At 65.5% G+C, this 13,155-nt stretch carries 10 protein-coding genes; 4 read left to right on the forward strand and 6 right to left on the reverse strand.

The window, feature by feature from the left end; all coding sequences use genetic code 11:
• Positions 1–2: 2 nt before the first annotated feature.
• From SARO_RS00870 to SARO_RS00880, 3 genes are read right to left on the reverse strand one after another with little or no spacing between them, the layout of a single operon-like run.
• Positions 3–1,889, reverse strand: coding sequence for a hydantoinase B/oxoprolinase family protein (locus SARO_RS00870; RefSeq protein ID WP_011443838.1), 1,887 nt, complete (start codon positions 1,887–1,889; stop codon positions 3–5).
• Positions 1,890–1,902: 13 nt separating this feature from the next.
• The gene (locus SARO_RS00875) at positions 1,903–3,951 is read right to left on the reverse strand and encodes a hydantoinase/oxoprolinase family protein (RefSeq protein WP_011443839.1); all 2,049 of its coding nucleotides are present in this window, start codon (positions 3,949–3,951) and stop codon (positions 1,903–1,905) included.
• Positions 3,952–3,955: 4 nt separating this feature from the next.
• Positions 3,956–4,870 carry a hydroxymethylglutaryl-CoA lyase gene (locus tag SARO_RS00880; RefSeq protein ID WP_011443840.1) on the reverse strand — a complete coding sequence of 305 codons (915 nt, stop codon included), beginning with the start codon at positions 4,868–4,870 and terminating at the stop codon, positions 3,956–3,958.
• A gap of 265 nt (positions 4,871–5,135) precedes the next feature.
• Here SARO_RS00880 and SARO_RS00885 point away from each other — a divergent pair, with 265 nt between their 5' ends.
• Positions 5,136–7,661, forward strand: a complete 2,526-nt coding sequence (locus SARO_RS00885; protein WP_011443841.1) for a TonB-dependent receptor — start codon at positions 5,136–5,138, stop codon at positions 7,659–7,661.
• Between the two features lie 57 nt (positions 7,662–7,718).
• The gene (locus SARO_RS00890) at positions 7,719–8,363 is read left to right on the forward strand and encodes a GntR family transcriptional regulator (protein ID WP_011443842.1); all 645 of its coding nucleotides are present in this window, start codon (positions 7,719–7,721) and stop codon (positions 8,361–8,363) included.
• A gap of 10 nt (positions 8,364–8,373) precedes the next feature.
• Here SARO_RS00890 and SARO_RS00895 read toward each other — a convergent pair whose 3' ends face one another.
• On the reverse strand, positions 8,374–8,874 hold the full coding sequence (locus SARO_RS00895) for a hemerythrin domain-containing protein (RefSeq protein WP_011443843.1): 501 nt from the start codon (positions 8,872–8,874) through the stop codon (positions 8,374–8,376).
• A gap of 114 nt (positions 8,875–8,988) precedes the next feature.
• On the opposite strand from SARO_RS00895, the gene SARO_RS00900 reads away from it, so the two are divergent.
• Positions 8,989–9,780 carry a histidine phosphatase family protein gene (locus tag SARO_RS00900; protein ID WP_041550594.1) on the forward strand — a complete coding sequence of 264 codons (792 nt, stop codon included), beginning with the start codon at positions 8,989–8,991 and terminating at the stop codon, positions 9,778–9,780.
• Positions 9,773–10,654: an NAD(P)H-hydrate dehydratase gene (locus SARO_RS00905; RefSeq protein WP_011443845.1), complete on the forward strand. Its 882-nt coding sequence runs from the start codon at positions 9,773–9,775 to the stop codon at positions 10,652–10,654. The genes SARO_RS00900 and SARO_RS00905 overlap by 8 nt, the downstream gene beginning before the upstream one ends.
• On the opposite strand, the gene SARO_RS00910 is transcribed toward SARO_RS00905, so the two are convergent.
• Positions 10,623–11,009, reverse strand: coding sequence for a (2Fe-2S) ferredoxin domain-containing protein (locus SARO_RS00910; protein ID WP_011443846.1), 387 nt, complete (start codon positions 11,007–11,009; stop codon positions 10,623–10,625). The genes SARO_RS00905 and SARO_RS00910 overlap by 32 nt on opposite strands.
• Positions 11,006–13,102 (reverse strand): alpha/beta hydrolase family protein, encoded by a 2,097-nt coding sequence (locus tag SARO_RS00915; RefSeq protein ID WP_011443847.1) that lies wholly within the window; start codon positions 13,100–13,102, stop codon positions 11,006–11,008. The genes SARO_RS00910 and SARO_RS00915 overlap by 4 nt, the downstream gene beginning before the upstream one ends.
• Positions 13,103–13,155: the final 53 nt, after the last annotated feature.

Consider the following 13,155-nt stretch of genomic DNA (forward strand, 5'->3'; position numbering starts at 1 on the left):
GGTCATTCCGCCGCCTCCAGCAGCGGCCATTCGGGTTGGACCGGGGCGGGCAGGCCGGTTTCGGCCTCGCAATTCGCGCGCAGGGTCTCGATGCCGGGTCCGTAGTTGAACAGGGGCAGCTCGCCGCGCGAGGCGCAAAGCTCAGCGCGAAGGGCTGCGGTCGCGGCCTCGTCGACCTTGCCGGAGCCGTCCGCAACCACGCCATAGGCGCGCGCACCCTGCGGCGTGACCAGGCCTTGGACGATTTCCTTGCCGACCAGCGCGGGATCCCGGGCAAGGGGATCGCCCCAGCCACCACCGCCCCATGTGATGAAGTGGAGAATGTCGCCCGCTTCCACCTCGAGATCTTCGACCTTGTTGCCGACGATGGTCTGGGTGCCATCGGGCTTTTCGAGAATCTTGCGCGCGCGGGCGCCCGGCTCGCCTCCGTTGACGCCCCAGGGCGGCACGAACCAGCGGTCGTCGTGGATCGCGATCGTCCCCTTGGAGAGGAAGCGGTAGGTCATGCGTATGCCGTTGCCGCCGCGATGAAGCCCCGCCCCGCCTGAATCCGGTTCGCATTCATAGCGTTCGATCACCATCGGGAAGTAGCGTTCGAGGAACTCATTGGGCACGTTCGTGAAGCCCGGCCAGAGCGAGTGGCCGTCTGGCCCGTCGCCCATCGGACGCCCCGGAATCCCGCCGAAGCCGATCTGGAAGAGCTGGAACCATTCGCCGTTCTTGCCCGGGCGCTCGTCGTTGCCGGCGTAGAACAGGTGGGGGCTTGAAGAGAAGCCAGCGGCATTGAGGAATTCCGGCGTCTTCTGGCCGAGCAGACCGCCGAGAATGTCGAAGATGCGGCCCAGTGCGTGCGTGCGGCCCGAAAGTGCGGCCGGGAACCTGGGCTTGAGCAGCGAACCTTCGGGAATCCGTACGTCGATCAGATCGTAGAACCCGTCATTGAACAGGATCTGCGGGTCGAAGACCATGATCATGTAGATGCCGAAGAACATCTTGAACATGTTCTCGTTGAGGAAGAAGTTGATCGAGGCGACCGATTGCGGGTCGGTCCCCGCGAAATCGAGGATCACCTTCTCGCCCTCGCGCCACATCGTGCACTTGATGCGGTAGGGTCCAAAGCCCATTCCGTCGTCACAGATGTAGTCCTCGAAGCTGACCGGTTCCTCTGCGACGGCCATGCCGACCAGCGCCTTCATTGCGCGATGGTTGCGCGCCAGAAGCTCTTGCGTGGCGGAGACATAGACATCGTCGCCAAAGCGTTCGGCCATCTCGATCACACGGCGCGCGGCGACGCGGCAGGCGGCGATCAGCGCGTTGAGATCGGCCGCGCACCAGTCGGGCTTGCGGGTCTGGTGCATGACCAGGCGGATCAGGTCGGCGTTGTATTCGCCCTTCTTCCAGATCTTGACCGGGGGGATGCGCACGCCTTCCTCGAAGATCGACCTGGCGTTGATCGGCATCGAACCGACGACCTTGCCGCCGATGTCGCTCTGGTGCCCGAACATCGAGGTATAGGCGATCAGGCGCCCATCCTTGAAGACGGGCAGGAGGACGAGCCAGTCGTTGGAATGGCTGATCGCGCCGCCGACCGAATAGGGATCGGACAGGAAGATCATGTCGCCGTCCTCCAGCGTCCCCTCGTAGTTTTCGAGGAAGCCGCCGATGAACGAGCCGAACTGGCCGACGATCATCTTTCCGGTGTGGTCGGCGATCAGCGGGAAGGCGTCGCCCTGTTCGCGGATGCCGGGTGACATCGCGGTGCGCACCAGCGTCGCATCCATCTCGATGCGGGCATTGCGCAGCGCGTTTTCGATGATGTCGAGCGTCACCGGATCGATGGCGACGCGTTCGAAGGGCTTTTCGTTGGTCTGGACGATGGTTGCAGGCATGTTTCGCGCTCCCTCAGGCCAGATTGATCAGGATGTTGCCGACATGGTCGACGGTGCCGGTGCAGCCGCTCTCGATCAGCGTTGTCGAGTCCATCTCGCAGACGATCGCGGGGCCGGGGATGACGTCTCCCGCGCGGAGCCTGGATCGGTCGTAGATCACCGCGGCCTGTTCGCGACCGTCCATCCACAAGGTATGGTCGCGCATCTTTGCGCCGATCGGGTTGCCGTCGCCCTTCTCCAGTTCGGCGGCGGGCAGGTCGAGCGCGCGTCCCATGGCGACGGCGCGCAGGTTCACGATCTCGTGCGGGGTGTCCATGTTGAAGGTGAACAGGCGCTTGTGTTCCGCATCGAAGCGTTCGAGGATTCCTGAGATGCCATCGGCATTCAGCACGTCCGCCGTGATCGTCAGCGGCACTTCGAAGGCCTGGCCGGCATAGCGCACGTCGACTTCGAACGCGGTGCTGATCTCGTCTTCCGGCACGCCATCTGCCAGGAGTTCGGCGCGGGTCTGCGCGGCCATCTCGTCAAGGATGGCGATAAGGTCGGCCGCTTCGGTCTGGCTGGCGAGGCGGCTGAACGAGCGTGCGGTCTCCGTGCGCATGCGGGTCGTGGCATCGCCTAGCGCACAAAGCACGCCCGGGGAGACGGGCGAGATGGCGGGCCAGGAACCCATCAGGCGGGCAACGGCATTGACGTGCAAGGGCCCAGCTCCGCCGAAGCCCATCAGCGCAAAATCGCGCGGATCGTAGCCCTGCTGGACCGAGATCATTCGCAGCGCGCCGAACATGTTCTCGTTGACGATGTCGATGATTCCGCGAGCGGCGGCCATGAGATCGATGCCCAGGGCGTCCGCGATGGTCTGAACCGCCTTCTTCGCGCCTTCGCGGTCGAGATTGAAGGTGCCGCCCAAGAGGTTCTCGGGAAGGTAGCCGAGCACGACATTCGCGTCGGTCACCGTGGGCAGGGTGCCGCCTTTTCCATAGGCGACCGGCCCCGGCACCGCTCCTGCGCTCTGCGGCCCGACCCGAAGGGCTCTTGTCAGCTCAGGAACGTAAGCAATCGAACCGCCGCCCGCGCCCACCGTCTTCACGTCGAGCGCCGAGGCGCGGACCGAAAGATGGCCGACCTCGGTGGTGCGCTGGCGGCGGGCCTCGAGGTTCTCGATCAGGGCGACGTCGGTCGAGGTACCGCCGACGTCCAGCGTGAGGATGTTGCGGATCCCGGCATTGCGGCCAACCCAGATCGCACCGGTAACTCCGCCGGCAGGGCCGGACATGAGGATGTTGACCGGATGCTCCTCGGCCTTCTGCGCGCTCATCAATCCGCCGTCCGAACGCAGCAGCGAGAGCTTGCCGTTCATCCCTGCCTCGGCAAGGCGCGAGCGCAGGTTGGAGACGTACTTGCCCACGACGGGGCGCACCGCCGCATTCGCGACGGTTGTCAGCGTGCGCTCGTATTCCTGCATTTCGGGCAGCACTTCGTGGGAAAGCGAGACCGGAACGCCGGGCAGGATCTCGGCGGCCAGTTCGCCTACGCGCTTCTCGTGCATGCCGTTGGCATAGGCGTTGATCAGGCTCACGGTGATCGCCTCGACGCCATTGGCCTTCAGCGCCGAAAGCTGGGTGCGGATGTCGGTATCGTCGATCGGGCGGATTTCGTCGCCCTCGGAGCTGATTCGCCCCGCAATCGTCACGGTGTCCTCGAGCGCGGCTAGCGGCTGGGGCTTGGGCCAGACGATCCAGCCGGCGAGGCCGCCCGGCACGAAGCTGCGGGCGATCTGCATGACGTGGCGATAACCCTCGGTCGTCACCAGGCCAACGCGGGCGCCCTTGCCTTCGAGGACCGCATTGGTGGCAACCGTCGTGCCGTGGAGGAAGAAGTCGACGTCGCCGGGGGCGATGCCTGCCTTCTCGCAGATCGCGGTCACGCCGTTGAGGATGCCTTCGGAACTGTCGTGCGGGGTCGACGGCGTCTTGTGCCGCCAGAACGCGCTCGATGCGGTGTCGAACAGCAGGAGGTCGGTAAACGTGCCACCCACGTCCACGCCAAGGCGATAGCCCATCTTGTCAGTTCTCCTGAACGATCTTGGGAAAGGCCGGCGCCTGGGCCACCATTCCGGGAAGTTTGCGATTCATCACGCCGGCGAGCCAGTGATTGGCCGCGATCAGCTTCGAAAGGTCCATGCCGGTTTCCACCCCCGCGCGATGCAGCATGTAGACGACATCCTCGCTCGACACGTTGCCGGCGGCGCCGGGGGCGAATGGGCAGCCGCCGAGGCCGCCGAGCGCTGCGTCGACAACGCTGGCCCCCGCTTCGACCGCCGCCCAGACATTGGCGATCCCGGTGCCGCGGGTGTTGTGGAAGTGCACGCGCACCGGCAGCGGAGCGATGGCCTCGATCACGCGGCGGACCAGGCGCGATACGTGCGCGGGATCGGCGACGCCGATGGTGTCGGCCAGCGCGACCTCGATCGGGTCCGCCTCGGCAAGGGAGGCCGCCATCGCGACGACCCGGTCCTCGCTGACCTCGCCCTCGAACGGGCAGCCGAATGCGGCGCCGATGGTGGCCTGGCCCTTCAGCCCGGCATCGCGGGCCATGCCGACGATGGCCTTCGCCACATCGAGCGATTCGTCGCTGGTCTGTCCCTGGTTCGCGATGGCGAAGCCGTCGGTCGAGACGCAGACCGCGCCGAGTTCGTGGAGGCGACCGGTGGCTATGGCGCGTTCCGCCCCTTTCCCGTTCAGGACAAGGCCGATGTAGCTGACGCTGTCCACCGACGGCAGTCCCGCACAGACGGCCTCCGCGTCCGCCATCTGCGGCACGCGCTTGGGGTTGACGAAGCTGGCCACCTCGATCCGGCGCGCACCTGCATCAAGGCCGAGACGGACAAGTTCCAGCTTGTCCGCCGTGGAGACCAGCGTCTTCTCGTTTTGCAGCCCGTCGCGCGGGCCGACCTCGACGAAGCTGATCCGCCGGCTCATGCCGTCGTTCCTTCGCAATGCGGTTGCAGGGCTGGAATCATCGGCGCTTGTCCTGGTTCGTATGCAAAATCACTTTGCGGTCTTTCGGATTGCGCCCGAAACCTGCCCGTAGGTGCATGTTTGCAAGCGCCTTGACCGCTCCGGTTTGTATACAATAAGCTGCCTTCCACAAGAGCGCGCGTCAAGACTGAGGGAAGCGGCGCGCGCCGCACCAAAATGGACACGATCCACCGAACGTAATCGAACCATTCAGGGAGGTTTGAGAATGCGTGCCAGCCGTCTTCTATTGAACTCATCGGCCCTTGGCCTTCTGCTGGCCGCCACGCCGGCTCTCGCCCAGGAGGTTCCGCAGGACAGCGCCGCGTCCGCAGACGGGGGCGAAACGATCATCGTCACCGCCCGTCGCCAGAACGAACGGCTTCAGGACGTTCCGGCCTCTGTCTCCGTGCTGACCGCGACGGCACTGCAGAACACGGGCGCCACCAAGGCAGAGGATTTCACCCAGCTCACCCCCGGCGTCACCATCGTGACCGGCACGGCCGAAGCTGGTGACACGCAGATCAACATCCGCGGCATCAACGGCGCGCGCGATGCGGAAAGCTCGGTGGCCTTGGTGGTCGACGGGATTCTCAAGACCAATACCGCACAGCTCAACCAGCCCCAGGGGACGCTGACCCAGGTCGAAGTGCTGAAGGGGCCGCAGGGCGCGCTCTATGGCCGCAACGCGGCGGCCGGCGCCATCGTGCTGCAGACGCTGAAGCCCACGGACACGCTGTCGGGCGGACTGCGCGCCTCCTACGCCAACGAGGCGACCTACGAGGCGACGGCGCATATCGCGGGGCCGCTGGGCGACAACATCGGCTTCGTGCTTTCGGGATACTATTTCACCACCGACGGCTGGTGGCGCAACACCTTGCTCAACAATTCCAAGACCGTCGACGACAAGGAGAACTGGGCGATCGACGGGCGCGTGATGGTCGGCCAGGGCACATCGACCCAGCTCGACCTCAAGGCGCGCTATGCAGAGTTCCACGGCGCTTCCCTGCCGTTCAACGCATCGTTCCATCTGCCGCTGTTCGGCACGGTGAACCCCGCGTTCTACGAGGACGTGAACAAGCACGAGTTCAACTTCTACAACAACATCCGCGCGACCAACGACCAGAAGAGCTTCGACGTCTCGGCCAAGATCGATCACGAATTCGGCAACGGCATGAAGCTGGTTGCCTGGGCGCTCTATTCCGACGTCAAGCAGGACCTTGTCGCCGATGGCACCTCGGCGGATTTCGCGCGCTACATCTCGAATGCAGATTCGGCGGTGGACAGTTCGGTCGCGAGCTGCTTCGCCAGCACGGCGGCGCTGACCGGCTTCCCGGTCAACCAACCCGGCTTCATCGGACAGATCCCGGTTCCGTTCCTCTTCGCGCCGTCGACGGGCTCGACCTTCGGCCCATACAGCCCGACGACTTGCGACGGCATCCAGTACCAGCTTCGCAACCAGAAGGACTTCAGCACCGAAGTTCGCCTGCTGTCGGACACGGACGGGCCACTCACCTGGCAGCTTGGCGCCTATTACCTGCACATCGACCGCAAGACCGGCGTCAGCCTCGGTGCCGATACGGGACAGGGCGTCATCAAGCAGCTCTACAACGCTCCGGACACCGCGAACCCGACATCGCTGCTGCTGGCCGACAAGTTCCGCACCAACGTCTACGCCGCCTTCGGTGCAGCCGAGTGGAAGCCGTCCGAAGTCTTCACCGGCGGCATTGCGCTGCGCTATGACATCGAGGACCGCGTGGCCAACTCGCTGGTTCCGGACGTGACGGATCCCTTCACCGGGGGCCCGATCAACCCGGGTCTCGCGTTCGGGGCGTTCAAGCCGCAGAACGCGACGTTCAAGCAGCTCCAGCCCAAGGTCACGCTGAGCTTCCACCCAAGCCCCGCGCTCAACATTTACGCCAACTGGGGCATCGGCTTCAAATCGGGCGGCTTCAACAACCAGGGCTCTGCCGCGGTGGTGGACCAGAACTTCAATCAGTTCATCAACGCCGGGGTGACGATCGACGACCAGTATCGCAAGGAGAAGTCGAGCGCGTTCGAGGCCGGCATCAAGGGCGAACTGCTTGACGGACGGGTGACCTACGACCTTGCAGCCTATTACACCCGCGTCACGGACATGCAGTTCTTCGAGTTCTTCGTCGGCAGCTTCGGCCTCCTGCGTGTAGTCTCGAACATCGACCGCGTGGACATCAAGGGCGCCGAGCTGAACCTGACCGGCAAGGTCGTGGACGGGTGGAAGGTCTTCGGATCGTTCAACGTCACCGACAGCGAGATCAAGAAGAACCGCTCGCGTCCCTACACGGTGGGCAACAAGTCCCCCTATACCGCTGACTGGACGATCAACCTTGGCACGGAAATCAACGCGCCGATCAACGACAGCGTGAAGCTGCTGCTGCGCGCCGACTATCGCATCACCGGGCCAACGTGGTTCCATTCGGTCCAGGACCAGGAACGGCCGACGCTGTTCTCGGGTCTGCTGCCGATCTCCGAACTCAACTTCCTGCCGCCCTCGTTCGGCAATGCGCGGTATGACGTGGCCCGGCGCGATGCCTTCGGCGTGCTGAACCTGCGTGCCGGGATCAACACCGACCGCTACCGGATCGCGGTGTTTGCCGATAACCTGCTCGATCGCAAGTACATCGCCGAGGCGATTCCCGCGATCGAGTTTGGCGGGTCGTTCATCTCGCCGGGCGCGCGCCGCCTGATCGGGGTGGAAGTCGGCGCTTCGTTCTGACAAGGCGGCAAGCCGGGCGGGCGGATCGACCGCCCCCCGGCAAGCTCAGGAGTTCATGTGTCCAAGGCCTCGCAGGAAGCCTATCGCAAGATTCGCGCCGGCATCCTGTCGGGGCATTTCCCCGCCGGGCAGTTCGTGCCCGAGGACGAATTCGCGCAATTCTGCGGCCTTTCGCGCACCCCCGTTCGCGAAGCCATCGCGGAACTGGTTTCGGAAATGCTGCTCCAGCGCTCGGACACCAACCGCGTCTTCGTGCCGGTCTGGTCGGACGACGACGAGGAGGAGCTGTTCGCGCTGCGGGCCATGCTCGAAAGCCACTGCGCGACCCGTGCGGCGCGTTTCATCACCGATGAGCAGATCGACGAACTTCGCGCGCATTGCGATTTCATCGACCGCGCGATCTCGCAGTCGGACGGACCGGACGTGTCCGGCTTTGTCGAGGGCAACCGCCGGTTCCACGCAGTGATTCTCGCCGCGGCGCAGTCCGAACGGCTGGGGCAACTGTTGCGGTTCGTGGTCAGCCAGATCGTCGTCCACCGCACGGCGGAGCAATATACCCGCGCCGACATGGAGCAGAGCCAGCGCGACCATCGCGACCTCGTCAGCGCATTCGCCATGCGCGACGAGATCTGGGCCGGAGCGATCGCCAACACGCACATCAGGCGCGCGGCGAACGCCTACCGGACCATGCGTCAGGGCTGAACGCCCGGCGTCAGGACTGGACTACCCGGAGCTGCGCTTCGGGAAGCGCTTCCGCCTTCGCCTTCTGCATCAGCTCCTGCTTGCGGGCCATCATCGCGTCGCGCAACGCCACCAGGTCGACGCCCGCATCGCGCGCCTGCGAGAACATGCCTTCCGAGCGGGCCTCTTCCTCGTGGACGTGGTGCTTGATCTCCTCGCCCAGCACCTTGACCTTCGCATCGAAGAAATCGTCCTCGGGCGAGGATGCCATGATGTCGTTGATGAGCACCTTGGCCGCGTCGTGCTCGACATAGGCTTCGGTGTAGGTCTCGTCCTCGATCTTGCCCTGGAGCGCGGGGTAGAAGATCTCTTCCTCGATTATCGTGTGGATTTTCAGTTCGTTGCAAATCTGCAGGGCAAGCGCCTGCTTCTGGGCCGAGCGCGCATTCTCGAACTTGTCGAACAGCGCCTCGACATTGCGGTGGTCGGCCTTGAGCAAGGCGATCGCGTCGGTGAACGTGGTCTGGGCCATGTCGTGGTTCCTCGAAAAAAGCGGATGGGGTGTTGCCCGGACAATCCGTGAGGCGCCGCGAATGTTCCGCGCTCGCCCTTCGGAACATTCCCAAGGGTCGTTCGCTTGATCGACATGAACGACACCGAACAGCACCTGAAGGCACGCGAGCGGTGGCCGAGCGTCCTCTGGCTGATCCGCCACGGACAGAGCGCCGGCAATGTTGCGCGCGACATGGCAATGGCCGCAGGCGACCTGCGTATCGCTCTCGACCACCGCGACGTCGACGTGCCCCTCTCCGGTCTTGGCCGCGAGCAGGCCCGCGCGCTGGGTCACTGGTTCGCCAGCGGCGAGGAAGGCGGGCGGCCCGAAATCGTGCTAGCCAGCCCCTATGCCCGCGCGGTCCAGACGGCCGAGCTGTTCCGCGAGGCAGGCGGTTGCAGCCCTGCCTTGCGCATCTGCGTCGACGAGCGCCTGCGCGAGAAGGAGTTCGGCATCCTCGACGGACTGACCACGCTGGGTATCCGCGAGTTCCAGCCCGAACAGGCCGATTTTCGCAAGGTTCTCGGCAAGTTCTACCATCGCCCGCCGGGCGGGGAGAGCTGGGTCGACGTGATCTTCCGCCTCCGCGCGCTGCTCGACACCGTATCGCTCCACTACGCCGGCAAGCGGGTGATGATCGTGGCGCACCAGGTGGTTGTTCTGTGCTTGCGCTACATCATCGAGCACATGACCGAGGCAGACATCCTGGCCATTGACCGGGAGGGCGACATCGCCAACTGCGCGATCACGCAATATCGGCTGGAGCGCGGTGGGCCGGGCGACGGGGAACTCGTGCTGGAACGCTTCAACGTGGTTGCGCCGATGATCCGCGAGGGCACTCCCGCAACACGCGAGCCGGACCAGATGGTGGCCGCCCGTGGCTGAGGTGACGACCCTCGACGGTGCATGGCTGCGTGCAAATCCCCTTCCGCTGCCCGACGAGGAAAGCGACAAGAACGCGCGGGGGCGGGTCTTCGTGGTCGGCGGATGCATGACCGTGCCCGGCGGCGTTCGGCTGACCGCCGAGGCTGCGCTCAGGTCAGGGGCGGGGAAGGTGCGCATTGCCACGGTCGAACCCACGGCTGTAATCCTCGGGGCCTTCCTGCCCGAAGTGGCGGTGCTGCCACAGCCAATGGACGAAGCGGGCGAGATCGACGCCGCCGTCGCGCGGATTGCGGACGACGTCCGGCGCTGCGACGCGCTGGTCATCGGTCCGGCAATGGGATGCAAGCGCCAGGCCTCGGCCCTGGTCGGCATGGCGCTGGCAGAAGAGGCGCGGGCAGGGCTTGTGCTGGATGCGGCGGCGCTCATGGCGCTTTCGGACCATGCCTTGGCGCTCTGTCGGCGGGAAAGGCCAGCAGTCCTTACCCCGCACATCGGGGAGATCGCCGCGCTGCTCGGGCGGGATGCGGGCGAGATCGACAAGGACCGGGTCGCCGCGACGCGCGACTGTGCCGAGCGGTTCGGATCGGTCGTCGTGCTGAAGGGCGCGGTGAGCATCGTCGCGGAACCGGGCGGCGCGACTTTCAGCTACAGCGGGGGCAATGTCGGCCTTGCGACCGGCGGCTCGGGCGATGTCATGGCGGGCATTGCCGCAGCCCTGATCGCGCGCGGCGCGGAGCCGACGGTGGCGGCGCTATGGGCCGTCTGGCTTCATGGCGAGGCAGGGCGGCGCTGCGCCGAGACCGTTGGCCCGCTGGGGTTCCTTGCCAGCGAGCTTCTGGGCTTCATTCCGCAAGTGATGCAGCGGGCTGCCTGAGCCGGTAGTCCTCGACCGGGACGCCGCCAATCACGTGTTCCTGGATGATCCGCTCGAGTACCGGCGGCGTGCAGGAGTGATACCAGACGTTGTCCGGATAGACGACCGCGACCGGCCCCGCGATGCATACGCGCAGGCACCCCACCTTGTTGCGCAGCACTCCTTGCGCTCCGCCGAGCTTGAGTTCCCCAAGGCGCTTCTTGAGGTAGTTCCACGCCTCGTCGCCCACTGCGCGCGGAGCGCACTTGTCCTTTTCGGGTCCCGCGCAGAGCAGTATGTGGCGCTTCGGGGCGAAGCCGCCCAGCAACTCGAGTGCGCGCTCGGCCTGGGCGATTTCCTCACGGCTTGCGATCACTTGTCACCCTTCTTCAACCAGCGTTCGAGCCAGTTGAACGAGGTCTGGTGCCACTGCAACGAGTTCTTCGCCTTCAGGACCCAGTGATTCTCGTCGGGGAAGACCAGCAGTTCGGAAGGAATGCCGCGACGCTGCAAGGCGGTGAACGCGGCCAGACCCTGCGTGTAGGGAATGCGGAAATCCTTTTCGCTGGTGATGACCAGCATCGGCGTCTTCCACTTGGCGACGTGGTTCACCGGATTCCACTTCTCGAACTCTTCGGGCGCCTCGTAATAGGGGTGCCCGCCGTGCTCCCACTCGTCGAACCACAGTTCCTCGGTCTCGTAGGCCATGGCGCGAGCATCGAACACGCCGTCGTGCTGGACGAGGCACTTGAAGCGGTCCGGCCAGTTCCCGGCGATCCAGTTCATCATGTAGCCGCCATACGATGCACCTGCCGCACAGGCATTTTCGCCATCGATCTGCCCATCGAGGGCGATCGCGGCAGCGAAGCCCTTTTGCAGGTCTTCCAGCGGCTTGCCGCCCCACTGGCGGTTGATCGCGTCGGTGAAGGCCTGTCCGTAGCCGGTGGACCCGTGGAAATCGATCGAGACGATCGCATAGCCCTGGCTTGCCCACACGCGCGGGTTCCAGCGGTTCGACCAGCTATCGTTGTATGAGCCTTGCGGCCCGCCGTGGACGAAGAGGACGGAGGGCATCCTGCCCTTGACCCAGCCCGGCTTGGTGATCTGCCCCCAGACCGTATCGCCGTCGGCACCCTTGAAGCTGAAGCGCTGGGTGACCACCGGCGCGCGTTGCGAAAGGGCGGTCGTTGCGACGTCGGTCAGGCGGGTTCCGCCCTTGCCCGGCTTGCCGATGTAAAGTTCGGCCGGAGCGTCGATCGTGTCGCGGGTATAGAGCAGGCGGCCGTCCTTGAGCGGAACGACATTGCCGACATGCCCTTCGCGGCCCGGATTGAGCACGAGGCGGGTGACTTTGCCGCTGGCAGGATCGATGCGGAAGGCGGGCGTATCGAGCACGTCCTCGGCCGTCGCGATCAGCGCCTTGCCGTCGGGCGTCCACGCAAGCGAGGCTACCGAGCGGTCCCAGGCACCGGTCAGCTCACGGCGCTCTCCGGTCTGGAGGTTGACGAGGTTCACCACCAGACGATCGGCCTCGTAGCCGGGGCGCGCCATCGCCGCATAGGCGAGCCACTTGCCGTCAGGCGAAGGGGCTGGCGTGTTGTCCGTGGCCTTGTTCGCCTCGGTCAGGTTCGTCGGAGCCGTGCCGTCGAGCTTCGAGTGCCAGATGTCGAGATTGGTCGACGTCGGCTCGTTGCGATCGGCCTGGCGGGCGACGAAGAACAGCGATTGCGAATCCGCGCTCCACGCCACGTCCTCGCCGCCGCCGAAGGGCTTGACTGGGCTGTCGCCGGTGAGCGTTCCGACCGGCCCGTCGGCAGCCTTGCCCTCGCCCGTCACCTTGCCGTCGGGGCCAATGTCGAATGCGAACACGCGGCTGTAGTTGCCCGGCGTCTCCCATGCATCCCAGTGGCGCACGAAGCCCGCGCCGTCCTTGTAGTGACGGCCTGTTCCGGGGCCGGGCAGCGCGGTGTTGCCGTCGCTCTCGCAACCGAAGGTCGGGCAGGTGCGGGCAATGTCGCCCCAGACGGCAATGCGCTTGCCATCGGGCGAAAGCTCGAAGCCGGCGACGTCGGTGGCGAAGGCGGTGACCTGCGCCGTGACGTCGGTGGCGGGATCGACCTTCCAGACCTGCGTGCGCTCGCTTTCGCCGACCTTGCGATCCGACAGGTAGTAGAGCGCGCCGTCCGGCCCGAAGGCGGGATCGCTGGCGCTTCCGGCGGTGTCGATCCGGCGCGGCTCGCCCTTGCCGGCGGGCTTGACCCACAGCGAAGGCGTGCGCTTGTAGCTGACCGGGTCCGTCGTGGTGACGACATAGGCGATCATGTTGCCATCGCGCGAGATTGCGGTGCCGCCGAGGCGGCTCAGCGTCACGAGATCCTGGGGAGAGAGTGGAGCGGCCTGTTCGGCATGTGCGGGAGCGGCCAGCGCGACGGCAAGTGCCGTCGCCGCGATCAGCGAGTTGGTTTTCATGGAAACCGGATTAGCGCCTCAAACCTCGGGCGCAAACCGCAAATTCGATGCGA

This window comes from Novosphingobium aromaticivorans DSM 12444 (genome assembly GCF_000013325.1).
In the GTDB taxonomy this organism is placed as follows: domain Bacteria; phylum Pseudomonadota; class Alphaproteobacteria; order Sphingomonadales; family Sphingomonadaceae; genus Novosphingobium; species Novosphingobium aromaticivorans.

What these genes read in the sequence shown, in the direction of transcription:
- SARO_RS00870 (WP_011443838.1), bottom strand. Translation starts at nt 1,889, where the DNA reads ATGCCTGCAACCATCGTCCAGACCAACGAAAAGCCCTTCGAACGCGTC.
- SARO_RS00875 (WP_011443839.1), bottom strand. Translation starts at nt 3,951, where the DNA reads ATGGGCTATCGCCTTGGCGTGGACGTGGGTGGCACGTTTACCGACCTC.
- SARO_RS00880 (WP_011443840.1), bottom strand. Translation starts at nt 4,870, where the DNA reads ATGAGCCGGCGGATCAGCTTCGTCGAGGTCGGCCCGCGCGACGGGCTG.
- SARO_RS00885 (WP_011443841.1), top strand. Translation starts at nt 5,136, where the DNA reads ATGCGTGCCAGCCGTCTTCTATTGAACTCATCGGCCCTTGGCCTTCTG.
- SARO_RS00895 (WP_011443843.1), bottom strand. Translation starts at nt 8,874, where the DNA reads ATGGCCCAGACCACGTTCACCGACGCGATCGCCTTGCTCAAGGCCGAC.
- SARO_RS00900 (WP_041550594.1), top strand. Translation starts at nt 8,989, where the DNA reads ATGAACGACACCGAACAGCACCTGAAGGCACGCGAGCGGTGGCCGAGC.
- SARO_RS00915 (WP_011443847.1), bottom strand. Translation starts at nt 13,102, where the DNA reads ATGAAAACCAACTCGCTGATCGCGGCGACGGCACTTGCCGTCGCGCTG.